This is a genomic window from Marinobacter adhaerens HP15, assembly GCF_000166295.1.
Taxonomy (GTDB): domain Bacteria; phylum Pseudomonadota; class Gammaproteobacteria; order Pseudomonadales; family Oleiphilaceae; genus Marinobacter; species Marinobacter adhaerens.
Map to the genome: position 1 here is coordinate 130,287 of NC_017506.1, position 22,603 is coordinate 152,889.

Annotated in this window: 29 protein-coding genes and 2 pseudogenes; 27 read left to right on the top strand and 4 right to left on the bottom strand. The window is 52.1% G+C overall.

Annotation, left to right across the window (positions count from 1 at the left end; all coding sequences use genetic code 11):
* Positions 1-86: 86 nt before the first annotated feature.
* A pseudogene (locus HP15_RS00590) lies at positions 87-386 on the top strand (transposase); the annotation flags it as partial.
* Here HP15_RS00590 and HP15_RS00595 read toward each other — a convergent pair.
* Entirely contained in the window at positions 363-1,532 is a 1,170-nt protein-coding gene (locus tag HP15_RS00595) for an IS30 family transposase (RefSeq protein WP_014575753.1), read from the bottom strand. The pseudogene HP15_RS00590 and the gene HP15_RS00595 overlap by 24 nt on opposite strands.
* Positions 1,533-1,596: 64 nt before the next feature.
* Between HP15_RS00595 and HP15_RS00600 the strand changes: the two are divergent.
* The 6 genes and pseudogenes from HP15_RS00600 to HP15_RS00625 form a co-directional block, all read left to right on the top strand.
* Positions 1,597-2,487 (top strand): annotated as a pseudogene (locus HP15_RS00600) (IS3 family transposase); the annotation flags it as partial.
* 501 nt (positions 2,488-2,988) lie between these two features.
* On the top strand, positions 2,989-3,279 hold the full coding sequence (locus HP15_RS00605; protein WP_149600523.1) for a hypothetical protein: 291 nt from the start codon (positions 2,989-2,991) through the stop codon (positions 3,277-3,279).
* Between the two features lie 470 nt (positions 3,280-3,749).
* Positions 3,750-3,986, top strand: coding sequence for a hypothetical protein (locus HP15_RS00610; protein ID WP_014575755.1), 237 nt, complete (start codon positions 3,750-3,752; stop codon positions 3,984-3,986).
* Positions 3,986-4,327 carry a hypothetical protein gene (locus tag HP15_RS00615; RefSeq protein WP_014575756.1) on the top strand — a complete coding sequence of 114 codons (342 nt, stop codon included), beginning with the start codon at positions 3,986-3,988 and terminating at the stop codon, positions 4,325-4,327. Before HP15_RS00610 ends, HP15_RS00615 begins: the two co-directional genes overlap by 1 nt.
* 2 nt (positions 4,328-4,329) lie before the next feature.
* Complete coding sequence (locus HP15_RS00620) at positions 4,330-4,794, top strand: single-stranded DNA-binding protein (protein WP_041644868.1); 465 nt, start codon at positions 4,330-4,332, stop codon at positions 4,792-4,794.
* An 81-nt stretch (positions 4,795-4,875) separates the two neighbouring features.
* On the top strand, positions 4,876-5,067 hold the full coding sequence (locus HP15_RS00625) for a hypothetical protein (RefSeq protein ID WP_143743805.1): 192 nt from the start codon (positions 4,876-4,878) through the stop codon (positions 5,065-5,067).
* Here HP15_RS00625 and HP15_RS00630 read toward each other — a convergent pair.
* Complete coding sequence (locus HP15_RS00630) at positions 5,054-5,374, bottom strand: hypothetical protein (protein WP_014575759.1); 321 nt, start codon at positions 5,372-5,374, stop codon at positions 5,054-5,056. The genes HP15_RS00625 and HP15_RS00630 overlap by 14 nt on opposite strands.
* Before the next feature lie 57 nt (positions 5,375-5,431).
* On the opposite strand from HP15_RS00630, the gene HP15_RS00635 reads away from it, so the two are divergent.
* The 11 genes from HP15_RS00635 to HP15_RS00680 all read left to right on the top strand — a co-directional run bounded on the left by HP15_RS00635 (position 5,432) and on the right by HP15_RS00680 (position 14,857).
* Positions 5,432-6,388 carry a recombinase RecT gene (locus tag HP15_RS00635; protein WP_014575760.1) on the top strand — a complete coding sequence of 319 codons (957 nt, stop codon included), beginning with the start codon at positions 5,432-5,434 and terminating at the stop codon, positions 6,386-6,388.
* 74 nt (positions 6,389-6,462) lie between these two features.
* Positions 6,463-6,756 carry a hypothetical protein gene (locus tag HP15_RS00640; RefSeq protein ID WP_169702119.1) on the top strand — a complete coding sequence of 98 codons (294 nt, stop codon included), beginning with the start codon at positions 6,463-6,465 and terminating at the stop codon, positions 6,754-6,756.
* 71 nt (positions 6,757-6,827) lie between these two features.
* A complete protein-coding gene (locus HP15_RS00645; RefSeq protein ID WP_014575762.1) occupies positions 6,828-7,832 on the top strand; it encodes a YqaJ viral recombinase family nuclease in 1,005 nt (334 codons plus the stop codon).
* A gap of 302 nt (positions 7,833-8,134) precedes the next feature.
* Complete coding sequence (locus tag HP15_RS00650; RefSeq protein WP_014575763.1) at positions 8,135-9,094, top strand: AAA family ATPase; 960 nt, start codon at positions 8,135-8,137, stop codon at positions 9,092-9,094.
* A 2-nt stretch (positions 9,095-9,096) separates the two neighbouring features.
* On the top strand, positions 9,097-9,837 hold the full coding sequence (locus tag HP15_RS00655) for a hypothetical protein (protein WP_014575764.1): 741 nt from the start codon (positions 9,097-9,099) through the stop codon (positions 9,835-9,837).
* Between the two features lie 90 nt (positions 9,838-9,927).
* Entirely contained in the window at positions 9,928-10,842 is a 915-nt protein-coding gene (locus HP15_RS00660) for a DUF3150 domain-containing protein (RefSeq protein WP_041644869.1), read from the top strand.
* Positions 10,843-10,852: 10 nt separating this feature from the next.
* A complete protein-coding gene (locus HP15_RS00665; RefSeq protein WP_014575766.1) occupies positions 10,853-12,625 on the top strand; it encodes a vWA domain-containing protein in 1,773 nt (590 codons plus the stop codon).
* A gap of 75 nt (positions 12,626-12,700) precedes the next feature.
* Complete coding sequence (locus HP15_RS00670) at positions 12,701-12,994, top strand: hypothetical protein (RefSeq protein ID WP_014575767.1); 294 nt, start codon at positions 12,701-12,703, stop codon at positions 12,992-12,994.
* 81 nt (positions 12,995-13,075) lie between these two features.
* On the top strand, positions 13,076-13,243 hold the full coding sequence (locus tag HP15_RS22235) for a hypothetical protein (protein ID WP_169702120.1): 168 nt from the start codon (positions 13,076-13,078) through the stop codon (positions 13,241-13,243).
* Between the two features lie 78 nt (positions 13,244-13,321).
* Positions 13,322-14,401: a DUF7146 domain-containing protein gene (locus HP15_RS00675; RefSeq protein ID WP_041644870.1), complete on the top strand. Its 1,080-nt coding sequence runs from the start codon at positions 13,322-13,324 to the stop codon at positions 14,399-14,401.
* A 93-nt stretch (positions 14,402-14,494) separates the two neighbouring features.
* Complete coding sequence (locus HP15_RS00680) at positions 14,495-14,857, top strand: hypothetical protein (RefSeq protein ID WP_014575770.1); 363 nt, start codon at positions 14,495-14,497, stop codon at positions 14,855-14,857.
* 267 nt (positions 14,858-15,124) lie between these two features.
* Here the strand turns inward: HP15_RS00680 and HP15_RS00685 are convergent, their stop codons facing one another.
* Positions 15,125-15,490 carry a hypothetical protein gene (locus HP15_RS00685; RefSeq protein WP_041644872.1) on the bottom strand — a complete coding sequence of 122 codons (366 nt, stop codon included), beginning with the start codon at positions 15,488-15,490 and terminating at the stop codon, positions 15,125-15,127.
* Positions 15,491-15,889: 399 nt separating this feature from the next.
* Between HP15_RS00685 and HP15_RS00690 the strand changes: the two genes are divergently transcribed.
* From HP15_RS00690 to HP15_RS00725, 9 genes are all read left to right on the top strand, one after another.
* Positions 15,890-17,278, top strand: coding sequence for an AlbA family DNA-binding domain-containing protein (locus HP15_RS00690; RefSeq protein ID WP_041644873.1), 1,389 nt, complete (start codon positions 15,890-15,892; stop codon positions 17,276-17,278).
* Between the two features lie 172 nt (positions 17,279-17,450).
* On the top strand, positions 17,451-18,002 hold the full coding sequence (locus tag HP15_RS00695; protein WP_041644874.1) for a hypothetical protein: 552 nt from the start codon (positions 17,451-17,453) through the stop codon (positions 18,000-18,002).
* Between the two features lie 83 nt (positions 18,003-18,085).
* Positions 18,086-18,247 carry a hypothetical protein gene (locus HP15_RS22240; RefSeq protein WP_169702121.1) on the top strand — a complete coding sequence of 54 codons (162 nt, stop codon included), beginning with the start codon at positions 18,086-18,088 and terminating at the stop codon, positions 18,245-18,247.
* Positions 18,248-18,259: 12 nt separating this feature from the next.
* Positions 18,260-18,535: a hypothetical protein gene (locus tag HP15_RS00700; protein WP_014575775.1), complete on the top strand. Its 276-nt coding sequence runs from the start codon at positions 18,260-18,262 to the stop codon at positions 18,533-18,535.
* 3 nt (positions 18,536-18,538) lie between these two features.
* The gene (locus HP15_RS00705; protein WP_014575776.1) at positions 18,539-18,841 is read left to right on the top strand and encodes a hypothetical protein; all 303 of its coding nucleotides are present in this window, start codon (positions 18,539-18,541) and stop codon (positions 18,839-18,841) included.
* A gap of 11 nt (positions 18,842-18,852) precedes the next feature.
* Complete coding sequence (locus HP15_RS22245) at positions 18,853-19,272, top strand: hypothetical protein (protein ID WP_169702122.1); 420 nt, start codon at positions 18,853-18,855, stop codon at positions 19,270-19,272.
* Between the two features lie 9 nt (positions 19,273-19,281).
* A complete protein-coding gene (locus tag HP15_RS00715; protein ID WP_041644877.1) occupies positions 19,282-19,878 on the top strand; it encodes a hypothetical protein in 597 nt (198 codons plus the stop codon).
* On the top strand, positions 19,878-20,369 hold the full coding sequence (locus HP15_RS00720; RefSeq protein WP_041644878.1) for a hypothetical protein: 492 nt from the start codon (positions 19,878-19,880) through the stop codon (positions 20,367-20,369). The genes HP15_RS00715 and HP15_RS00720 overlap by 1 nt, the downstream gene beginning before the upstream one ends.
* Positions 20,366-21,199 carry a hypothetical protein gene (locus HP15_RS00725; RefSeq protein ID WP_227499678.1) on the top strand — a complete coding sequence of 278 codons (834 nt, stop codon included), beginning with the start codon at positions 20,366-20,368 and terminating at the stop codon, positions 21,197-21,199. Before HP15_RS00720 ends, HP15_RS00725 begins: the two co-directional genes overlap by 4 nt.
* Before the next feature lie 310 nt (positions 21,200-21,509).
* Here HP15_RS00725 and HP15_RS00735 read toward each other — a convergent pair whose 3' ends face one another.
* On the bottom strand, positions 21,510-22,598 hold the full coding sequence (locus HP15_RS00735) for a hypothetical protein (protein WP_014575782.1): 1,089 nt from the start codon (positions 22,596-22,598) through the stop codon (positions 21,510-21,512).
* Between the last annotated feature and the right edge of the window lie 5 nt (positions 22,599-22,603).

The following is a 22,603-nucleotide window of genomic DNA, read 5'->3' on the forward strand; positions in this document are numbered from 1 at the left end:
TCGTGACAGATGCACCAAGTGTAGTGGTTCAATGATTCCGGACACCAACGTAGGTGGTAATATCGCCACCATAAACGAGGTGTCTGATGACCAGAAAGCGACGTTCTTTTTCTCCGGAGTTCAAACAGGAAGCAGCCAGCCTGGTGCTGGATCAAGGTTACACGATTCCCCAGACGAGCGTGTCCCTGGGAATTGGTGAAAGCGCTATCCGGCGCTGGGTTAACCAACTGACCGAGGAGCGTGACGGTGTCACCCCGAAGGGCAAGGCGTTAACCCCGGAGCAGCGCCGTATTCAGGAGCTGGAAGCCCGCTGCAAGCGCCTTGAGCAGGAGAAAGACATACTAAAAAAGGCTACTATGAGTTCAACCGGTCAACGCAAATATACTTTGTAGCTTCTCCACAGGTGTTAGGTAGTCGAGTGTTTTCCTCGGTCGTTCATTCAGCTTCCTTGCAAATTCATTTAACTGCTTCTGGGAATAGCCCGATAAATCGGTCTTCTTCGGGAAGTACTGGCGCAACAGACGATTGGTGTTCTCGTTGCTGCCTCTTTGCCAGGGGCTCTGCGGGTCACAGAAATAAACCTGCATGTCGGTCGCAAGCGTAAATTTCCTGTGGTTACCCAGCTCACCTCCTCGATCCCAGGTCAGGGTTCTCTTCAACTCCTCGGGGAGTTGGCCGACTTCCCGACAAAGCGCCGAAACAACGCTTTCCGTATCTTTTCCGCCGACATGAACGAGCATCGTAAATCTGGACTGCCGCTCTACTAGCGTCGCAATATGTGAGTTCTTGGATCCGGATATCAGGTCTCCCTCCCAATGGCCAGGAACAGCCCTGCCTTCAACCTCTTTTGGCCGAGCACGGATAGAAACTAAATCTGTGATGCTGGTGCGGGATTCTGCCTCTTCAGAGCTTCTGTGCCGTGATCGACGCATACCGCGTCTTGATCGGAGGTGTTTGATAAGTTCCTTCTTCAGAACACCTCGGGCTTGAATAAAGAGACTTCGGTAAATCGTTTCATGGGACACATGCATCGACTTGTCGTCCGGGAACTGGCGTTTTAGCCAGCCTGCTACTTGCTCTGGAGACCAGTCAAGGCTCAGCTTTTCGGCAACGGCTGCACGGAGGGGCTCATTCAATGCGAGAAGGCATTTTTTCGGACGTCTTGATTGGGTCCAGGCACGCCGATCTGCCACGTTCGCCCTGTACCGACTTCTTCCTCCGTTACGACTGACCTCTCGACTGATGGTTGAGGCAGACCGTCCCATCGAGTCGGCAATCTGAGTCAATGTCAGTCCCGCTGAGATGCCTCTTGAAATCTCTTCGCGCTCAGAGCTACTAAGCACCCTCGCCGACCTGGAACGTCTCAGAGGGGCAATGCCGCCATGTATGGCGAGCATTCCAGTAATCGATCCAGCATGCTTCCCAAGGGCTCTGCCAATCTCGCTAAGCGACTGTCCTTTCTTCCATCGAGCCCATAGCTCCTGCTTCTGCTGGTAGGTCAGCCCTCTGGTCTTTAATACTTGCTGCGACATTCTGAAAGCCCCGATAGTTACCAGTGTGCATTATGTTGCACTGACCGGTTGAATCTACCACCGCTCTCTTGATGTCGGACGACATGAATCGTACGCGCTGATAGACCAGTTGAGTGAGCAAATGCCTGTTGAAATGGTCTGCAATGCGTTTGATATACGCCGTTCCAGCTATTACGAGTACCGCCAACGGCGGAAGCACGTGGATGTTGAGCGTCTGGCCCTAAAGGCTCAGGTAAACCGCCTATTTACCAAGAGCCGCAGCTCTGCCGGCAGTAGAACGATCAAGGGCATGCTCAATGACGACGGCGTTGTCATCGGGCGCTTCAAGGTTCGACGATTGATGAGTGAGCTGGGGCTGATCTGTAAGCAGCCGGGTCCTCACGCCTACAAGCAGGCGACCGTTGAGCGACCGGATATCCCGAACCATCTGGCTCGTGAGTTTACGGTAGACCGGCCGAATCAGGCGTGGTGTGGTGACATCACCTACGTATGGAGCGGCCAGCGGTGGAGTTATCTGGCTGTCGTTCTGGATTTATATGCCCGACGCGTCGTTGGTTGGGCGATGTCATCCAGCCCCGATGCCGATTTGGTGGTCAAAGCTCTAGACCACTCCTGGGAACAGCGTGGTCAACCAGAAAAAGTCATGTTCCACTCGGATCAGGGAAGCCAGTATGCCAGTCGAAAGTTCCGTCAGCGGCTCTGGCGCTATCGAATGACACAAAGCATGAGCCGACGTGGCAACTGCTGGGACAACGCACCGATGGAGAGGCTGTTCCGGAGTCTGAAATCTGAATGGATACCGGCCCTGGGATATCGAAATCTGCCTGAGGCCAAAAAAGATGTTGGTGGCTATCTGATGGACTACTACAACCAGCAAAGACCTCATACGTTCAACGGCGGCATTTCTCCCGTTGCAGCAGAGGAAAACCTTAAAATACTGTCCGGGATTAGTTGACCACTACAAAGGGGTTCTACCCCGTTACTGCGCACCTTTCTAAAAAGAGTCCGAATTTCTTCTAGGGAGAGTCTTGGTCTATCTGTCTGAATATCCGCTTTGCGACCTCAGCCTGCATTTCGCAGAAATTCAAGAATTGTGAGCGTCGAGAAAATATTTTGCCTTGTACCTCGCACAAGGCTGGTGTAATTTTCAAATAGTGCCTCACCGGGTCATTCGGCACACCGCCTCGTCGGGACCCATCTCTCCAGATCGCGCACCTCCGCGCACTTTTACCCAAAAGCAGATTAAACAGACCTCTTTGATAGGCCCACCCCTTTCCTGAGGGTGTTTTGCCGTGCCTGTGAGTTTCTCAGGGCAGGGCAGACCGCCTTTTGGTTTCTCCGGATCTTGTTGCTGTTTGTTCTCTGAACAACGGCACCTGATGAGCATCCTCAATTTAGCCACGAAACGGATGCGATCGCCACGGCGATTTGGCTTAACACTAGACCGGAGAAAATTATGTTTACTGCAAAAGAAAAACTCTTCATTCGAAATTCTGAACTTCATGCACGATGGAGAGCAGCAATGGTAAGCGTCAACGCAAGTTCAATGGCGCCCACATCTGTCGCTCTTTGGGAATTGCTCAATAACGGCGATCTCATCCAACTGGCTATCTACCTCGTTCTCACGATCATCATTGTGAGCCTAAACGTCATCTGCGCTGGAAAAATTGCTCATTACAAGCACTCTGTAGAGCGAATCCGAATGCGACTGGATCACCCTCCGAACAAGTCTGAAAGACTTGATTAGCGAGTAAAAATCCACCAACATTCTTAAGGAGACGCAACCTATGGAGCCTTCCATGCTTATTTTTATGACTTGCTTTGTAGCCGTCGTAGTAAGCAGCGTTTTGATAGCGGCCCACATCGACTCGAAGAACGAGCAGCTATTGATTGCTGAAGTCGAACGCGAAGAGAAAAACCTCTAGGCCTACGGCCTTAACTCTGTTCGTTTTTACGAACACATCCCCGACAGACCGCATGATCCTCAGTTGATTCTCAACTGCTAGGTTTCGTGCGTCTGTCTTTCCTTCCCTACCCCTCACGAGCATTGCGGCCTGGACCCGTATCGGATCCAGACTTGAATGCTTTCCCTGTGATTCCTCGAATCTTGTTGCTGCAGTTCAACTGAACTCGGCACTTGATCAGCGTCCTCACCTAGCCATGAAACGGACGCGGTTGCTACGGCAATTGGCTTAACACTCCAAAGGAATCACTCCCATGAATCGAAGTGAACACGATGCCAACAAGCATCTCTCTCAATTCGTCAACCACGTTGATGAGGTCATCCAACAGGCAATCGAAAAAGCGGACAAAGGACGTTTTGTCGTTGCCACTTCTGAGGCCGGAAATGTGCTGCTACTGCCGCACTTTAACGCCTCTCTGAGACAGGATCTGACTTGGGTCTATGACACTGAGTACGGGTATGTCTTCTCACCTGAGAAAAGGAGTGCTTGATGGAACTCGTTTTGGGTCTGTCTGCAATCCTGGTCCTGATGTTCGGTAGCAGGATTATTCTTTTCCTGGTCGATCTCGGTTTCGAAACTGGAGACCGTCTTCTCGCAGCGTGTGAACGTCGTTTGACGCTGTACACCAAAGCCTTGCTTCGAGGAATGGTCTTCGTGATTCGCTGGATTCTCCATCGATTCTACAAGCCTGAACCCGAGCAAATGACCATCCGGTCAATCATCGATTCTCCTGCTGAACTTCAGCACATGAGAAATCAGCACCTCCTTCAATCCGGCAAGCGTGCGCCTGTCGAGATTGAATACTCTCAACCTAAGCTCAAGAGGAAATAATCATGCTTAACAAAGCACAACTCATTGGCCGTCTCGGTCAAAAAGATGTTCGTTCCACCCCAAGCGGCATGCAGGTGGCTTCTTATTCAATCGCTACAACCAAGTCTCTCAAGGACAAGGATACTGGCGAATGGAAAGAGAACACCGAATGGCACCGTTGCGTCAGTTTCAACAAGACTGCTGAGCACATCGGCATGAACGTTGAACCTGGAGATCTCTTGTTCCTTGAGGGCGAGTTGAGAACCAGGAAATGGCAAACCCAGAGCGGTGAAGATCGTTACACCACAGAAATCGTGGTCAATGACTTCCCACGCAAGCTGCCGAAGTATTTTTCCAAAAATGGTTCGCAGCAAGCCGCTCCCGCGCCACAGTCCCAACAGCAGGCTCATACTTCACCGAGTCAGCCTGGGCATCTGGAACAGCCGCCAGTTGAAGCCTATGGCTTTGACGACGACTACCCGTTCTAGCGACTGGCTTTTTAACCTTTAACCCGAATGGGGCTTCTACCCCAGACGGGAGAGCCCCATCTTCTCGATGGAGACAACATCATGGGGTTCTCAAGGAAAGAGGTTTATTACTGGCTGGAAACGGCAAGTGATGAACAACTTCAGGCGCACCTACGCAATTCTCAGGAAATGCTGGTGCTTCTCACCGATCGGGAACAGATCAAATCTTTGAAGTGGCTTCGCAGTCGCATCATTGAGGAAATCAACGCCCGCAAAGAAGCTAAACAGTCTTAAACGACCGTTTCCGCTTCATCTTCTCAATCAGAGCTTTCTGCTCTTCATCTGACCCAAACGCGATGGATCTGATGGCCTGCCACTCAACGGTGTCCGGCTTTCCTTCCAGCATGCGGTCAGTTTCGTCTCTGAGGTAATCCATAAAGTAAGGCCTAGCGGTCTTCCTGGCCTGGATATATGCCTCATACGTCTTGATGGATGTGGGATCAATGCCGGCTTTAACCAGCAGCGGTCCTTCTTCCTCAAGACCCACCGATGTGAACCTGAAATTGCCCTCGTCATCGACGATGTAATGGTTGGTCTGCATCTCTCTCACCTCTCCGGGAATTATCACCCGGAATTCTTTACGCGCAAGGACCTTTCTATGAATCAGGCACCTCAGGCAGTACAACCCGCTCAATGGCATCAGATCATTGAATCCTCAAAAGAGAAGTTCAACAGCTCCAGTTTGGATTTTAAACAGGAGCAAATCTTTGCGACCCAACAGTTGATGAACAACTCCTATCTGCTGGATGTGGCAAAGAAGAACCTCTCATCACTTCGGCTTGCGATGTACAACGTCGCCGCGGTCGGACTAACGCTCAATCCCAACCAGGGCCTGGCGTTTTTGGTCCCCCGTCGTCTACGCCGCAATGAAGACGCCAAGGTCATGCTCGATATTTCTTATCGGGGATTGATTGCAATTGGCGTGGAAACCGGTGCGATCCGTTGGGCCAAGGCTGAACTGGTGTACGAGAAAGACCAGTTTTCCTACAAAGGCCCCGCCGAGAAACCAGATCACGTCTGTGATCCCTTCTCAACGGATCGTGGCTCCATTCGAGGTGGTTACTGCATCGCAGAACTACCTTCCGGGGGCGTTCTGGTCGAAGCCATGTCGAAAGCTGACATGGACAAGGTTCGGGACGTTTCTGAAGCCTTTAAAAAAGGTTTTGGGCCCTGGGTCGATTGGGCTGAACAAATGATGTTGAAAAGCATCGTGAAGCGAGCCAGCAAGTGGTGGCCAATCTCGAACCCTCGCATGGCACAGGCACTCAGGATCCTCAACGAGGAGAACGGAGAAGGCCTGGCGATTCTGGCAAACCAGCACAAGCCGGTTACGCCTTCGGCGCTTCCTGCACCACCGCCAAGAGAAGAACTCTCGGCCCAACTGCTCAACACCGTGAAAAATCTGGTGGACCGGGCAAAGAACCAAAACGCTTTTGAAGCGTGCAAAGAGGTCATGATGGAGAGGATCAAAGATCCCTCTGAGTTGGCCTACGCTCTGGACGAACTGGATAAGGCAAAGGCCCAACCAGCCCCGTCCGCTGCGGTAAATCAATAAAACCTAAACCCACTTGGGGCATGGACCCCAACACGGGTGTTCATGCCTCTTATCTCTACTCACGAGGAATAATCATGAACGCTCAAACTCAACCAAAGATGACGATGTTCTACTTCGATAGCCTTGAGAAGATCCGCGACTACGACTCTTTCCGAGTCAAAGCCGTTTATCTGTCTCACTCGGAACCTCAGTGCAACGACGGCCGCCCGAATTTCTATTCGGTCATCGGCCACCTCCGGCCCGGTGTTCAATTTGAATACCCGGAATTCCCGGTCGCTGACTTTCCCTCAGAAGGCTACGCGAGGATGTTTGCAGAGCTCTGCGAACAGTACATCAAAGACTTTCCGGCCATGAGCCAGACAGCCTAAACACTCACTCTCTCAACCCAATGGGGTAATGCACCCATTGGGCGGCATTACCCCTCTAATGGAGATTCGTAATGCCGAAAATGACTGTAGTTGACCTGAACCAACGCTCTGAAGAATGGCTGAAATGGCGAGCCCTGGGCATCACCGCAACAGACATTCCGGTGATCCTTGGACTGAGCCCCTATAAAACCCCTTGGCAACTTTGGGCTGAAAAGATCGGACGGATTAACCCGCCAGACCTTTCAGGCAACCCAAACATCCAAAGAGGTGTTGCCCTCGAGGATAAAGCGCGTCAGTTGGCCGAAGCCCGCTACGGTGAGTTTCTGCTTCCTATGTGCGGTGAATGTGCCAAATGGGACGTGCTTCGCGCCTCGTTTGATGGTGTGGATACACATGATCAACCCTACGAATTCAAGGCGCCTTCCAAGACTGTTTGGGATGACCTTGAGGCAAACGGAGTCGAGTCCACGGCCTTCAAGCTTTACGAAGCTCAGGTTCAGGCTCAGTTGACTGTAGCCGGCCAGAGCATCGGACGACTCATTTTCTACCGTGAAGATGGTGCGGACCAGGATTTCGAGATTCGGTTAACTCCTGAACGGGAGCATCAAATCATCGAGGCGGCCAAGCACTTTTGGCAACTGGTCCAGACTGAGCAACCCCCAGAATTGGATCCTGATCGCGACTGGTTTATCCCGGAAAGCGGTACGGAAAAATTCAAGTGGGAAGCTCATGCGGAAGCCTGGCGGATGCAACAGGAACAGATCAAGTCTCTGAAGGACAAGCTGAAGGCTCTTGAAAAAGACCAGAAGGATGTCCAAAAGGCATTGGTTAACCTGATGGGACCTTTTCGCCATGCTGATGTCGGCGGCGTGAAGGTCACTCGCTTCGAAAAGTCGGGATCTGTCGACTACCTCAAATACCTTCAGGAGAACTTCCCTGACCTGGATTTGAGCACCGCGCTGGAGAATTATCGCAAGCCCTCTCGCGAGGAAGTTCGGTTCACCCGTTCTGAGGATGAACTGGTCAATCGCGACGTGGGTGAGGTGATTACGCCAGTCAAAGCGGCCTACTTCTAAACCAGCAATGGCTGTTCCGGGGATTTTATCCTCGGAGCAGTTCCATTTTTTGTGTCTGCCTTCTCTAGTGCCCTGCAATCCAGGGTGTTACGGAAGGCGGTTACCCCACCAGGTAATCCCTTGAGCATTTTGATCGTGCTTGCACGACAAAATAAGTGTCTATACCGGAATTTGAAACGGACACGTCAGCTACGGCTGTAATTCCTCTCTCAAAAAATCTCACTTGCCAGAAGGCCATCATCACCTTCTGGTGTGTGATGCCGCTCTGGAATAAGTGAACTCTCACTGAAAAGGAGCTTTCTATGACCGTTCGCGACAAGGCACTGCCAATTCGCAACACCTTCAACCTCGACGTTCCAGCTGAAGTAATCACAGCCGGTTTCGCCGATTCCACCAATCCCTACATCCCCAAGCGAAACGATTCCTACGTTTTCCGCCGGGAGACTCTGCGGGACATCCTGAACTTTCTGGATGATCCCGACGATGATGGGCTCTACTTCTCTGGTCATTACGGAGCAGGGAAGACCACCTTGCCTTACCAAGTTGCGTCACGCCTTAACTGGCCGACGCAGAGCTTCACCGCGCACTCGCGTATGGAGTTCGATGACCTGGTAGGCACTTGGAAATTGGTTAACGGCACGATGGAGTTCGTTTACGGACCCCTTTCTGTTGCCATGCGTGATGGTCACCTATTCATTTTGAATGAGGTCGATCGAGCTGATCCCGGTCAGCTTGCCGCTTTGCATGATGTCCTCGAAGGACACCCGTTGGTCATTGCGACAAACGGTGGCGAAGTGATTCACGCTCACCCAAACTTTCGGTTCATTGTGAACGGCAACAGCGTTGGTTCTGGCGACAGCACCGGCCTGTATCAGGGTGTAAACCAGCTTGATATCGCCTTCCTTGACCGATTCCGGATGGTGCACGTGGACTATCCAACCGAGGACGTTGAACTGACGATCCTTGAAAAGAAGGCACCAGACCTTCCCGAAGAGCTGCGTAAGAAGATGGTTCGCGTAGCGAATCAGATTCGGAAGCTGTTCATTGGGGGTGAGGAAACGGCGACGCCGCTGACCATCACCATGTCCACGCGCACGCTGTGTCGCTGGGCAAAATTGGCACTGGCCTTCCGAAATGCACCAAATGCTCTGTCTTATTCGCTGAATCAGGCTTTCCTGGCTAAAGCGGAACCAGAGCAAAGGATAGCAATCGAGCGAATCGCACAGGACATCTTTGGTACCTCCTGGTCCAAAGGAGCTTGAGCATGAGCGACGATATCCGTGTCCTGCACTACGCCGATAAAACGTCCGATAAATATTGGGCGATAGATACGCGGCCAAACGCCAAAGGTGGTCACGATGTCTGGTATGGACGCCGTGGGAAGCCCTTGGTTTATCGTTCCTCGGATAAGGCGGATTGGAGAAGGCAGTACGAAGCGAAACTTCGCAAGGGCTACCTCAAATTCAAATCGCTGACGATCGATCGAAGCACCAACATGGTTGTTTCGAAAAACGACCTGGAGAGCAGCATTCCAAACCAGTTTTGGTTTCGGATCTCGACTCAGGTTCCCGAAACGCAGATCGCCAGCTTCTTGGCGTCTGCACTCAACACTTTCACGGAGCAATTCCGTGATGAGGCAACCACACTGGCTTCACTACCGGTGTTCAAAAGCCTTTTAAGTGGCAGTCACAGCGGCGGCGCGGAACTTTCCGAAGGTCCGTTGGCGATTCTGCTGCTGTTTGCTCTTCGTCGGCATCTGACTGAGCAAGGCCCCTCAGCCTCGCTCTCATTTGCACCCATAGAAATTGTGGACGACGACAATACTCTCCTGACGGACAGTTTCGATGAGCTCGCAGAGCTTTACGGAACGTCCAAGGAGTTTTCGGACATGCGTCAGAGCTGTCCCCCTGCTGACTTCAGGAAATACGCCATCGCACTGGGCGCAATCGAGGCACCAATTGATTTGACGGTAATTGAGTCAAACACAAAGGCCGCCTTTTTCTGAGTCTTTCCTCGACCCCGGTTCTCTGAACCACAACTCACCGCCGGCCTCCGGCGGTACACCCTCTTCTCATAATTGCTAAGGAGATAACACATGGAATTCATCCATGGGACCACCCTTGTCCATCTGAAAATGCGGTGTTGGAGCGGTGAGAAAAAAGCCTCTCGCGACAGTGATATCCGATTGGGCACAGACGGCAAAATGCCACCACAGAAACTGCTGGATTTGGGTCGAAAGAAGATTTTTCCTCCCAAAGCTCTCGATCCTTTGCTCAGTAAGCGCAAATCGGCTGAAAGGGCATGTCTGGCTGAAGGCACACGTTTCATGGGCGGATTCGCTGTACGCGATGCAGCAATTGATGACGTAGTTGCCAAACTCGAAACCGTGAAGGCCGGCTTTGAATCCGCGTTGCAGCAATTTCTCAATGATTTTGACCGCAACAAGGAGGACTGGATCGCGGAGAACGAAGAGTACGCTCACATCATGCGGGATCAGGTTCCTGACCGCGAAACCGTGGCGAGCGCATTCAAGTTCGAATTTAAGCTCTACAAAATGCAGCCCCTAAAAGGCTTCGAACCGGATGAGGCAGAAATTGCCGATCAAATCCTGCACGAAGTCGGACTGAGCTGCCGTGAGATGTCCGACCGTCTTCTGGAGCGGAAACGCGCCATCGGCGGAAAGACACTTTGCAAACAACTCGACCCATTGGTGACCAAGCTGGACACCCTGAGTTTCGGCAACGGCCGGATTCTTAGGGTTCTTGGCGAATTCCGCGCGCTGCGTAGCTCCATCCCAGCGGAACGAATCGACCAGGATCATCCTGTGTTTGGCAGGGTACTGACGTTCCTCACGATGTGTTCTGACGATAAAAAGTTGGAGCGGATCGTGTCTGGAGAATTCTCGGTGACAAAACTGATTGCCGGGCTCCAGAGCGGAAACGCACAGCCCCAGGTTTCACCTTCCTCAACCTATCCAACCACTGCATCAGCAATGGGCGCCTACTTCTAGGAGCGGAACTATGAACCAAAGACAATCCGCTCTCGAGCGGGCATTACCAATCGTGGCAGCTGCCTATGGTGAGCAATTTGGTGTGCGCGTCGTGCTTTCGGGCTCAGACGCCATGACAGATGGCAAAACCATTGTGCTGCCTATGCTAGACAACATGAGTGAGATGAAAGATGTGCTGTTTGGCTATCTCTCTCACGAAGCAGCTCATATTCGCGAGTCCAGTTTCGACACCTTAAAAAAGTGCCGGTCTGAAATCGAAAAGAGTATGACCAACTTGATTGAGGACATCCGGATTGAGCGTGCTATCCAGCACGCCTTTCCCGGGACTCAGTTCACGCTGGAAGCCATGGAGAACTACATCCATGGGCGAGGCTGGACACCCGTACCAACCACGGCAGAAAGCGAGGCATCACAATTGTTTCGTTACCTCTACCACCGGTTGTATGGAGAGTTTCTGGATCGGCAGGTCTACCAACCGCTGATTCCAGAGTCTTTGAAGGTCTTGGAGCAGACGTTTCCCAGAGGCTTCTTCGTTCGTTTGGACGGGCTGCTGGCGAAATACATGATGTCCATGACAACCAGTGATGACGCTCTCAAGGTGGCCCGGGCCATTTTGAAAGCGTTAAAGGATGCCGAAAAAGAGGAAGAGCAGGAGCGAAAGTCCGGCCAGGATAGTGATTCGTCACAGCCGCCTGATCCGTCACCCGACGGCCAGGGGGATTCTTCGGACCCGAACTCCAACTCAGACAGTTCCTCATCTGAGAATGGCGACAATCAGGGGGATTCCTCTCCTGAAGCCGCTGACCAGACAGAAGGCCCGTCGGATGCGTCCGGTGAGCAATCAATGTCTGATCAGGACTCAGCTGGTGACCAGGCAGAATCGGACTCGTCTTCGGACGATTCCAGCGACGCTGGCGCAGGAGGCACCTATGAACGGGTTATGTCGGAGCAGGATATGCCGACCAATCCCGGTCAACAGCTAAAAGAAGACTTGTGCTCACAGGCCCGTGAAGACCAGTCCGGTAAATCTTTCGAGATTGATACCGGTGTGGGCCAGGACATGAGGAACGGTAACGGTGACACGAGTGAATTGCAGGCGGGCATTTTGACGTCTTCAAGCATTCGCAGCCGGTTGCTGGGACTTCTACAGGCTGAAACCCGACAGCGCCAGTGGTTGCATGACCGCGGGCGCCGCGTTGATGGCCGTCGTCTAAGCCGTTTGGCTGCAGGCGACACTCGGGTGTTCATCCAGCGAGATGAACATAAGAGGCCTGAAACCTCGGTTCATGTCCTGCTCGATACGAGTGGTTCCATGAGCCAAAGACAGGAGATTGCCAATCAGGCCACTGTGTCGTTGGCGCTGGCTATTTCCACCATCCCGAAATGTGACATTGCGGTGTCGATGTTTCCGGGTTGTGGGGGGAGTGTCAGTCCGATGATCCATCGTGGACAGCCGGTGAGACCCAATCTTGGGCGCTTCCTGGTCAGTTCCGGCGGTGGCACACCTCTGGCTGAAGCAATGCTCTACGCGGCACGGGAACTCAGTGCCAGTCATAAACCACGTCAGGTCCTGATTGTGATTACCGACGGTTCTCCGAACAACGGTCACGCAGTCAACTACCTGCTGGATCTGATGAAACACCAGATCGACACCTATGCCATTGGTATAGGTTCAAACGCTGTGAAGTCGTATTTCGGGAATTGGACCGTCATCAACGATGTGAGGGAGCTGCAATCAGCTTTGTTTCGCATCGCCGGCAACGTCCTCGATCTCGATCCCTGACTCCACAATCTTCCAACAGCCCACGCGGGAACACATCTTCCCGTTGGGTTGGTGTGTTCTTCGCAAGGAGGACACATGGAAACCTCTCGGAAACCGGACTTCTGTGAGCCTTCGGGCCCACTACAGGAGATCCCCGAATCAGCCTTCGCAGATATTCGTGAACGGCTTCTAATCGAGTCAGTAAAAAGCGCCTTTGGCATCCGTCAGCACGGTGGTGTTCGCAAACCGTGCGATGAAGCCTGGGAGTGGATTCTGTCCGAAAACCGGGAAATGCCCTTCTCATTTGCAGCTTGCTGCAGGGAGTGGGGTGTGGATCCGGAAACAATGGTCGAGTGGCTGCGGTACTACCGCAAGAAGATGCTCGGCTAAGAAAAGACCTCAACCCTCTAAGGGACACACTCTGTCCCTTGGGGCTGGTGTGTTCCCTCAATACTCAAAAGGAAACGCACCATGTCTCAACAACCTCAACTCTCGATTGAGCACGGCCTGACCACGCGGAACGGCAAGCCAATCCGACTCATGACGATCTATGAGCCCCAGAAAACCACCGAATTGTTTTTCCAACAGTTCGGGAATACCTGGGTGCAATACAAAAGAGTCGTTCTGACGCTTCACTGATGACTGAAAGGGCCCCGGCCCTTTCTTACTCACTGCTCGGCAGTGTCCCTTGAAAAGTTCACTGTCTGGAGGAGAACCATGGAAAAACGAAACTCAACTGCTCTGAAACGTCGCATGGAAGGACGTTGGCTCAGTGCTTTCCTTGCACTGGCGCCAGCCCTCGAAACTGCGGTCAATAAGCTTGGCAAAAATGTGCCTTGTCCCGTTGACGGTGGTACCGATGGCTTCCGGCTGTTTCGTGACGCCAACACCACTGGTGGCGGCGTAAAACAGGCTTGGCGAGTGATCCCCGAAGGCATCGACATGCTGATGTGGGTGAACGATTGGTCATTCACCAAGACCTACGACGAACTTGAAGCCTTTTTGGGCGGAAGGATCGTGGACGCCAAACCTATCAGGACGCCCAAGACTCAGATCCAGGACGATTCAAAGCTTCGGCTTTGGCTTAACCAGATCTGGGGGGATGCTCTGCCACTGAACGACCTGCGATCGTACCCGGCGAGAGCCTATTTCGAACGCAGAAGTCTACGCACAGCAGCGATGCTCGCCGATGACCTGCGGTTCCATCCGTCACTCAACTACGTTGGTGTCGACGGTCAAACGCTGGGTCAGTACGGCACGATCCTCGGTCTGGTCCGCAATAATGCGGGTGAACCAGTCTCGATTCATCGGACGTTCATCACCAAAAGTGGGCTGAAGGTCGAGTTTTCCGACGGCAAGAACAAGTCGCGAAAACTCACGCCGGCGGTCAACAAAGAAAGCCGCGGACGCCAGATTCGCGTGAACCCGGTGAAAGGAACCGTTATGGGTGTCGCAGAAGGACTGGAAACAGCTCTTGCGGTAACACTCATGACGCAGCTGCCAGTGTGGCCAACGCTTTCGACGACCATGATGCAATCGTTTCTGCCGCCCGAATGGGTAGAAAAGGTTCTGATTTTCGTCGACAAAGATCGTAACCAAGCGGGTGAAGTCGCTGCCAACACGCTGGCCCAGAAGCTCAGTCTTCTAGGCCTGGATGTTCAGCTGATTTTGCCATCAATTCCGATGCTCGAATCGGATTCAAAAGGTGTGGACTGGGCGGACCAGTTGAAGCGTGACCCTTCTGGTTTTAGCCAGATTGGAAACCTATTAAGGGACCGTCCACGACAGACAGCTTAAACCACAAACTGCCGACCTCGGAGAGCAAGCCAACCCTCTCCGGGGTCTGGCTTGTTTTCTCTGAGCGAGGTCATGCCTGGAGAGAACACACGTATGAAATTGCTTTACCAGAAACTCAACAAACTACGGACGCAGGATCTGATCATTCAGAAAATGCGCTACCGGCGAAGCACCAGGTTGGTGGGCAGTCTGAAAACGATGGCCTACGCTGCCTCAGCTTTAATGGCCGGACACCTGTTCCAAACCTTTGCCGATGGACTGGAACTTACCAGTTTTGACGCAATCGCAATGGTTCTAGTGATGTGGTTGCTCGCCATCATTCTCATGTTAGAAGTGGAAATGGCTCGCGATCTCGCAGGACATGAACTGATTCAGGATCTTTTGGTGCTGCGAAGTCAGCGGCTGAACTTGACTGTCAGTAAGCGTTCCGCTCCAATGAAACGAGGTAAACAGTGATGGGCAATGCCATGTCAGTTTTTCTCATGTTTGGAATCGTCCTTACCCTGGTAGGCACAGTCGGTACCGGCTTCGTGGTCTATCAGCGCCGCCTTCAGTGGCAAGAGATTTGTCGCCTGGCGGATCAACAAGACTGTCGAAAATCGAAATAGACCCACAAAACCCGCTTCGGCGGGTTTTCTATTTTGGCAGGCGGGTTCTGACTAAGAAACTCTTTAACCGCCTACGGTATCTGATTTTAAGAAACGCAGGCACGCATGCAAGAACTTAGCTCAACCTATTTCTAACGCGCATGTCGATCAATCGTTGGCACACACACTCGAAAATAATTGCGCCAAATACTATACAAAAGGCGCCCAGGTAGGTGTGATTTTCGAGAAAATGATCTGCTGCGAGTGTGTAACCAACTGCTGCCCCCATCCCAATCAGGGCCTCTAAAAAATAAAGTTTGCCGAAGTGACATATCCAAAGCAGAACTGCGCTTCCTATTGCCCAAACCACAAATGGATTAACCACGGGTCCGTCAAAACCAAAGAAACTGTTCCACACCGTTATGAGAGTTGCTACTCCCAAGCCAATAACGGAAATGAATTTCCCCCGAGTCTGCCAAAACCTTTCTCCATTAAACTTCATGATTTCCGTGCGTCCATTGATCAATCTATTAGAGCCTGTCACAAAAGCTTTACGCAGCTTTGATAGTCGTTATAGGTCAATAATATCATGACTTTAGGTGCAAAAACCCAAACATAATTTCACTCTGGCCATGACGATAGGCTTTCAGGAAGACTCAGATCCCCGGAGGTCGGACTATAAAACCGATTTGCAATCCAATTCGATCAAATACAAATAGCGGACTATCCAAGTCGCACGGTAACCGTGAATCTCCTGCTCCTCGTGTGGAATCCTAATAAATTCGGTAACTAGATTTCCCAATGATCGATCGGCTGGGGAATCGTGGCTGGATGGATGGTAGGAAGGACCGTAAACTTTCAAGTCGTGCGCCATCAAAGAAAAAAGAGAGAAACGACAGTCATGGATGATAAGCAGATCAATCAACTGATTACCCGGCCCAATGAAAGCCTTGGACTGGAACTGAAGAACTGGTTTGATCCTGACTCGTTCTCAGGTCGCGCGAAACTTATCAAAGCTATCATCGCCCTCAGAAATAATGATGGCGGCTATCTCTTGATTGGTTTCAACGATGAGGATGGATCACCAAACCTCGCCGATGCGCCCGATGATGTGCAAACGCAATTTCATGTGGACAAACTGGTTGCCCTTGTTACCAAGATGGCCTCCCACTCCTTCGAAATTTTTGTCCATTACCCTGTCATCGATGGCAAGCATTTCGTTTTGGTTGAGGTCCCTTCAGGCATAAAGTCACCCATTGTCACGAAGTCAGAGCTAAAGGACGGATCAAACGTCTACGTGAAGCTAAACTGCACCTACGTTCGAACGCTCAAAGCCAATCTCACGCCAAGCACCGCAGAAGCCACTTGGAAAGACTGGCCTGACCTAGTTGAACGCTGCTTTGAAAACCGCGAAGCGGACGTAGGCCGGTTTGTAAGGCGACACTTGGCTAGCGCGATGACCGGGGACATGAAAGAAACGCTTGGGCACGTCTTTTCCAATAGTCGCCCTCCTACTCCCGTCGATCAACTTCATCAGTTTCTTGACGAATCCCTGGCCCGATATCAGAGCCGGATCGAGGAGCGAAAACATGAAGATCTGCCCGAACACGGCTCAATGGAGTTTGCAGCCAGCATTGACGGTGAGATCGGAGAATTTCGCGTGAATCAGGATTTCCTGAACCTGATCCAGTCGACCAACCCTAACTGGACCGGTTGGTCAGTTTTTAGCGTAGTGGGCAGCACGGATTTCCCCTCGTTTAAACCTCGGAACGTGGACGGCGCATGGGAAGCACTAGTCGACATTTTTGGTACCGGATTCATGGATGACCTGACATTCTGGCGTGTAGCACCCGAAGGTCGTTTCTACGCTTATCATGGCTTTGAGGACGATTTCAGCAACGGGGATAGAACACCGGAGCCTGGCACGGCCCTGGAGTTCGTTCTTGCGATCCTCCGTGCTTCCGAATGTCTGGCGCTTTCCCTCCATTTTGCAAAAGCTATGGGTGCCACCGAGGACGGCGTTCTGCACGCGACTTACCGTTGGAAAGGAATCAGCGGGCGCACACTGAGTTCATGGGCCAGCCCGAGAAGAATGATGCCCTCATGGTATACAGCTGAGCAGGATGAAGTGATTTCAACTATCAGTGTACCCATCGAAACCGCGCCAGCAGCACTTGGTGGATACGTCTTTCAAGCGACACGCCCACTGTTCGAGGTCTTTGACGGTTTCACTCTGAAACCAGATATCGTCGACGATATTGTTTCACGCCTGCTCAACCGACAACTCTAAATGGAATTCGGTACATGGGATCAAGTCCATTGTGTTGATAATTGGGAATTCACCTCACTCCGGAGGTTTGCAGAAGTTTCTAGTTACCGACTTTATTGAGGGTCCACGACTTGCCCGTGAAACATTCCATGAGAAGGTTATAGCAAATGGGTAAAACAGGGACATCGTGGACATGGGTTTCACATCAGAGCTGCTCAAGACGGTTACTTTTCAAGGTCTGTCCAGTACACCGGCTCGCCTAATGGCTGCTGGAGCGTCACTGGTCATCTGGGCCTTGTCAGTGTTTGTTCTGGTTGAACTGAGCTTTCGGTTCGAGGCGGCCGGCATCGCTGATCAGGTGGGGTTGGTTGCGGCTTCGATCATCCTCGTTCACTACTCACTATCAGGACGATTCTTGCTGGCGGACATTGCTACCTGGATGGCTTTGCGCACGCCGGTCGGTGTTTTGTACCGGAATGATAGGAAGATCCTCGATAGAGCACGCGAAGAGATCCTTCGCCTGGCTGGGCAACACTCTCTTGCCAGTTTCCTGCCCTACAGCAACATCAACCCCGCGGTTGCGCGCGCCGACGCCTTTGAAGTCTTCAAGCAGCAGGAAGCTGGAACACTTCAGTCGTGGTTGGATGACTCGCAGAATCTGAATACAGCCGCCTACCTGGTGTTCCAGATTGCGCTTGTTGAGCAGGCTCTGGCCGCCGGCGACTACCCAAAACCCGAATTTTAAAAGGTCACACTCCGCTGACCTTTTGATCCCCAATTCGTCGAGTGCCCTCAATAGACTGGCCAAAAGCTCAGGAGGGCGCCTTCATGTTCATAACCACACCGTTTATCAGATGGCTCGTTAACCGGCTTTTCCAGACCGGAAAGATCGACGGCCAGCAGCGTGAACAGCTTCTGTCTCAGGATCGACAGATCAATGTTGTCATCACAGGCGCCGCACTGGTCCTTTTCGCTTCACTTTTTCTCTGACGGGGTGACCCCTTGACCAATATCGTTCACGCGAACTTCGGCGGCCGGCTTTGTGATGGGCAATTTTTCAATGCCGACGTGTACACGGAAAACCGAACCAAGTACCAGTTCGAGGCAACGGCCGATTCAGCCACTGCGGCTTATTTCCGAATCATTGCTCTCGCAGTAAAAGAGGGGATTTCAGTGATTCGGCTGGTAGCGATGTTTGATGGAGTCCTGGCAGACAGAAAAGCCGATCATCCGCCCATCAAAGTATGGTCGCGTCCAAAAATTGCGTCTGGGTTGTAAAAGATGCTTTCCCGCTGGCTTCGCTCGCCCCGCTCATACCCGATCCTCGTTGTCGTGGCTGCGGCGATCGCGATGTTTGTCATCATCCAGATGGGCGATCCGGTCAGCATGACGTTTCCCCTGATGCTCTTCATCTCCGCAAAAATGGGAATTCTCTTTGCCTGCGTAGAGATCGGGCTCTCTGTGACGGGGCTTTATAAGGAGAAAGAGCGGGTGTATCGCAGCATCAGCCGAGCAATAACCGCACTGGGCATGTCGATCAGCTTCATGTTGTTGCTTGGTGCGTTTGAGCGGGCTTTGAGGTGAGGGCGGTAACAATGAACGTCATGCGTGTTACCGAATTCCACTCTGCCGACGCGGCCATAGACCGAAGTTTATTTCAGTTGCTCGAGCATTTTTCTTCGTTTTGCCTGATTGAGTGCAAACGGCAGAACGCGATTCAGATTCCTTCAGAATGCCCAGTCCTTGTTTTGGACAATCTGGACCTGGCAAGGGATCCGGAAACCATATTGGGCAGTGTGATTGCCCAATCCCGCCCGCAGGATGTTCTGATCGTTGTTGATCATCAACCAGACAATTGGCTTTTGGCTGCCGCCGGACTGAGACCAGTGGTTCACCTCGTTCTGGGCTCGACAGGCCACCTCCATCATAAACCCAACAGGCACCAGCCCGACGTTCCGGCAACTGCTTCGATTACGACGGCACTGGCTTGCCTGGAACATGCTCGAGCTGCATAGGACGACATCATGAGTGAAACCAATCAAATCGAGGCTGAAGCGAATCGGAAATCGGATCCTTTGGACGCTAGCACTCCCGTTTCATATGACAACGAAGAAGTCGTCTGGGAGGGCAGTCCATCCCAGATAGTGAATCTTGGCAGCTTTATCTTTTGGGGCCTTGTTTTTGCGGCAGCCGGCGTTGGCCTGGTGTTGTGGAACGCAGGCCTTAAAGCGCAATACACACCACTGATCGATCAAGTCGTCAGGTATTCAATCTACGGGCTTCTCATCGTTGGCGTCCTGAACGTTCTCATGTCCTACCTAACTGTGAAGTGTGAGCGGACAGTTATCACCCGCAACAAGATCAAAGAAGCGAAGGGCATTACCTCAATTTTCCGCCAAGAGTTGTTCTGCGAGATGTCAGAGGTCTCGGATATCAAGAGTCCGCCGGCAGGGCTCATGGGGCTGTTCGGTCTGTCCACGCTGGTCCTTGAAACAAAAGATGCGGATCAACCGATCATTCGAATTCGAGCGATTCGAAATCGTGATGAGCTGGTGCAGAAGATTCTGCCGATTTGGCGGAAGCTCAAAATGGACCGCAAAGGCTACTTTGGAGATAAGTGATGAAAAAACTGACCCTGTTGCTCCTTTCGGCAGGCTTGAGCACATTGGCGCTCGCCGATCCCCCTGAATACGACCGAAAGTCTCTGCGTTTGGCAACGGAAGCGAACGCCAGAGAATTGGTTGAAATCTACTACGACAAGGCTGCGGTTGGCTTGTCTGATCGAGATTTGAATGTCTTCTACAGTCGAAAATACCGCCGCTCTTTAAACGAAGTAGTCGCTCAATTGTCTCAGACGACCGGCCAAGGCACTGACATCGAGCAGCATCGTGTTCTCGAACTCGAGCGGATGAATGCAAAGTGCGAGAATCTCACGTTCCAGGACGCCAAAACCTATGGTTCTCAAACCCGGCAATCTGAACTGCATTACCTGGTGACCAACACCTGTGTGGACTACGTTCCGACAATTGCACGCACCATCGAGCTTCGCTACTCAACAGACATCGACAGCTGGCAGATCGACGAGGTAAGGGACCGGGAGCTCGTGGAATGAAGAGACTAGTCGGCTCTCTTTGTTTGGTAGGTGCCATGATGGCTGGACCGGTCTTGGCCTCCTCTGAAGCTCTTCCTGGTAAGCCGTTCCCAGAGGTTACCTTTGATCTCGTCTCGGAAATTTTCGGTCACAACCTGGACACCAGCGAAGATCGCCTGCAAACGCTGCTTTTAGCAATCGGCATGGACCACACCACGCCAACGTCGCCACATTTCGAAGAAGAGGTTGGTATCCCTTTCATTGTTCATTACGGACCGAACCATTGGGTAAACCGACTGGCCAGCGGGGACATGAGTGTTGATGTCCTGGTCAACAATGCTCTGCTTCTGCTGTTTGCAGAAGCGGATATACCGAATCGGGACAAGGCTGCCTATGACCTAATGAAAAAGGCCTCAGAACAAGGATACTGGCCGGCGGACTATTTTGTGGCCGAAACCAATCTTCTGAAGCAATTGGTCAACGGGCCGGACGTTGCCATTCCTATGGCGCCAAGCATTGAGAACAGTGGTCTCAGAGAGGTAGCGCAAGAGACGATGGACGCCTTCAGCCGATGTGCCGAAGTTGGTTTTGCTCCCTGTCGCTACCGGGTGGGCTTCTGGCTTTCCAATTCCAGGCAGACTCTTCAGGACGGTTTGAAAGTTCTTCAATCCGCCATTGACGTGAATCTGAAAGACACGCGTTACGAGGACAAGCTTGATGGCGCTCTCGTTGCTGCAGCCCATGAGTTGGCAACGCGGGGTGAAGCAATTGGTTTGGATTCAGACACCGTAAACCAGTACAGACAATTGATTGATCAATACAGCAGGAGTGCGAGCCGTCTTCTGAACTGAATGCGGCAATACCAAGGCAGGTATGAGATGAAAGATTCAGAATTTTACTGCGGCCATTTCACGGCTGATCGGTCAAATCAGCATGGATTTGATTCTATTGATGAAGCAGAGGCAAAAGCCCGTGCACTGGCCTCTGAATCCGAAGATCCCGCGATTGCTGTCTGGGACCGCTGGGGGAAGCCCTGCATTGTGATCTGGGGATCTCAGGAAATAAGGCGAGTGTCAGTGAAGCCAAATTCTCATGAGAGCGACCTGTCGAAATAGCCAAAAGAGCTGCCCCGTATTCAGCAGACTGACCGATCATTCAGCTCTAACGGTCTTTCGATTCCAGAAGTTCCTGGAGTGCCATGGGCATTCGCGCCCTCACAGTCTGTGAGATCGCTTTCTCGTGCCGTTGCCAAAGAACGCCCAGGTAAATGATGCCCAGCCCAATGGCGGTCAACATTACCGGAAACAAGACGCTGTCCTGAAAGACGTTTGAGGCAAGGTAGCCAAGGTAGCCACAGCTGCCAAGAGCGCCGAATATCACGAAGACACGACGCACCAGAAGAACACCCACCCCGATCATCAGAAGGTTGATGCAGAAGTAGAGAAACTTCGACAATTCGCTGTCTGATTCTTGGGCGGACAGTCCCCCCCAAAAAGCAACGACGCCGAACAGATACAGCCAAAATGCGTAATCCGCTGTATGCCTGGAGCGGATATCCACCCAGAACGCGATCCCTATGACCAACAAACCAGAATAGAGAGAGACGAGGGCGCGCAACTCCCAAGTCATCTCGCCACCCGTTAAGACCGAGGTCAGGTCCATCGTCAGATACCAGAGCGTAAGGGCGATCGGCATGATCAAAAACGGGTATTTGTACTTCCAGGCAACCAGGACACCTACGGCCAACGTGCCCAGCTCCATAAACAACCAGTGCCACTGGATGTAACGATGGTAATCCCGGTAGACCGAGTCGTCCGGCCATACTCCGAGCCATTGTTGAAGGCCATAAATTGCCAGTGGCGTCAGACAAACGACAAAAGTCGCGCAAAGACCGGCGGGAATAGGGAGTTCTCTTTGCTGAAAATGATGTGTGAGCTTCAGTCCCACGCCGGCATACGCGAGGGCTATGAAAAAAATACCGGCGCCACCGAAAGACTCCCATGCCAGGTTCATAAACAGTGTCATCGCGCCTATCGCGATTAAACCGCCAAGGTAGTAAAGAACGTGTGTGAATATAAAGCGGGGGCGACTTTCCGCCTTATCCGCGAGGAACTGGAACAAGGCTTCGGATTGCTGGCTTGAGATGATGCCCTGGTCGACGGCTTCATCCAGATTCTTTCGGTTTATGTCCACCGAAGACGCTCCTGTCTTCTGCAATTGATAAGGGTAGGTACCGTGTTCGATGGCCACCGGCC

Excerpts from the sequence above, each read along its gene's own strand:
- HP15_RS00615 (WP_014575756.1), top strand. The coding sequence starts at position 3,986 with ATGGAACTCGTTTTGGGTCTGTCTGCAATCCTGGTCCTGATGTTCGGT.
- HP15_RS00625 (WP_143743805.1), top strand. The coding sequence starts at position 4,876 with ATGGGGTTCTCAAGGAAAGAGGTTTATTACTGGCTGGAAACGGCAAGT.
- HP15_RS00630 (WP_014575759.1), bottom strand. The coding sequence starts at position 5,374 with ATGCAGACCAACCATTACATCGTCGATGACGAGGGCAATTTCAGGTTC.
- HP15_RS00595 (WP_014575753.1), bottom strand. The coding sequence starts at position 1,532 with ATGTCGCAGCAAGTATTAAAGACCAGAGGGCTGACCTACCAGCAGAAG.
- HP15_RS00670 (WP_014575767.1), top strand. The coding sequence starts at position 12,701 with ATGGAAACCTCTCGGAAACCGGACTTCTGTGAGCCTTCGGGCCCACTA.
- HP15_RS00640 (WP_169702119.1), top strand. The coding sequence starts at position 6,463 with ATGAACGCTCAAACTCAACCAAAGATGACGATGTTCTACTTCGATAGC.
- HP15_RS00655 (WP_014575764.1), top strand. The coding sequence starts at position 9,097 with ATGAGCGACGATATCCGTGTCCTGCACTACGCCGATAAAACGTCCGAT.
- HP15_RS00705 (WP_014575776.1), top strand. The coding sequence starts at position 18,539 with ATGCTTTCCCGCTGGCTTCGCTCGCCCCGCTCATACCCGATCCTCGTT.
- HP15_RS22235 (WP_169702120.1), top strand. The coding sequence starts at position 13,076 with ATGTCTCAACAACCTCAACTCTCGATTGAGCACGGCCTGACCACGCGG.
- HP15_RS00675 (WP_041644870.1), top strand. The coding sequence starts at position 13,322 with ATGGAAAAACGAAACTCAACTGCTCTGAAACGTCGCATGGAAGGACGT.
- HP15_RS00605 (WP_149600523.1), top strand. The coding sequence starts at position 2,989 with ATGTTTACTGCAAAAGAAAAACTCTTCATTCGAAATTCTGAACTTCAT.
- HP15_RS00620 (WP_041644868.1), top strand. The coding sequence starts at position 4,330 with ATGCTTAACAAAGCACAACTCATTGGCCGTCTCGGTCAAAAAGATGTT.
- HP15_RS00695 (WP_041644874.1), top strand. The coding sequence starts at position 17,451 with ATGGGTTTCACATCAGAGCTGCTCAAGACGGTTACTTTTCAAGGTCTG.
- HP15_RS00665 (WP_014575766.1), top strand. The coding sequence starts at position 10,853 with ATGAACCAAAGACAATCCGCTCTCGAGCGGGCATTACCAATCGTGGCA.
- HP15_RS00715 (WP_041644877.1), top strand. The coding sequence starts at position 19,282 with ATGAGTGAAACCAATCAAATCGAGGCTGAAGCGAATCGGAAATCGGAT.
- HP15_RS00660 (WP_041644869.1), top strand. The coding sequence starts at position 9,928 with ATGGAATTCATCCATGGGACCACCCTTGTCCATCTGAAAATGCGGTGT.
- HP15_RS22245 (WP_169702122.1), top strand. The coding sequence starts at position 18,853 with ATGAACGTCATGCGTGTTACCGAATTCCACTCTGCCGACGCGGCCATA.
- HP15_RS00650 (WP_014575763.1), top strand. The coding sequence starts at position 8,135 with ATGACCGTTCGCGACAAGGCACTGCCAATTCGCAACACCTTCAACCTC.
- HP15_RS00690 (WP_041644873.1), top strand. The coding sequence starts at position 15,890 with ATGGATGATAAGCAGATCAATCAACTGATTACCCGGCCCAATGAAAGC.
- HP15_RS00645 (WP_014575762.1), top strand. The coding sequence starts at position 6,828 with ATGCCGAAAATGACTGTAGTTGACCTGAACCAACGCTCTGAAGAATGG.
- HP15_RS00680 (WP_014575770.1), top strand. The coding sequence starts at position 14,495 with ATGAAATTGCTTTACCAGAAACTCAACAAACTACGGACGCAGGATCTG.
- HP15_RS00720 (WP_041644878.1), top strand. The coding sequence starts at position 19,878 with ATGAAAAAACTGACCCTGTTGCTCCTTTCGGCAGGCTTGAGCACATTG.
- HP15_RS00685 (WP_041644872.1), bottom strand. The coding sequence starts at position 15,490 with ATGAAGTTTAATGGAGAAAGGTTTTGGCAGACTCGGGGGAAATTCATT.
- HP15_RS00635 (WP_014575760.1), top strand. The coding sequence starts at position 5,432 with ATGAATCAGGCACCTCAGGCAGTACAACCCGCTCAATGGCATCAGATC.
- HP15_RS00610 (WP_014575755.1), top strand. The coding sequence starts at position 3,750 with ATGAATCGAAGTGAACACGATGCCAACAAGCATCTCTCTCAATTCGTC.
- HP15_RS00725 (WP_227499678.1), top strand. The coding sequence starts at position 20,366 with ATGAAGAGACTAGTCGGCTCTCTTTGTTTGGTAGGTGCCATGATGGCT.
- HP15_RS22240 (WP_169702121.1), top strand. The coding sequence starts at position 18,086 with ATGTTCATAACCACACCGTTTATCAGATGGCTCGTTAACCGGCTTTTC.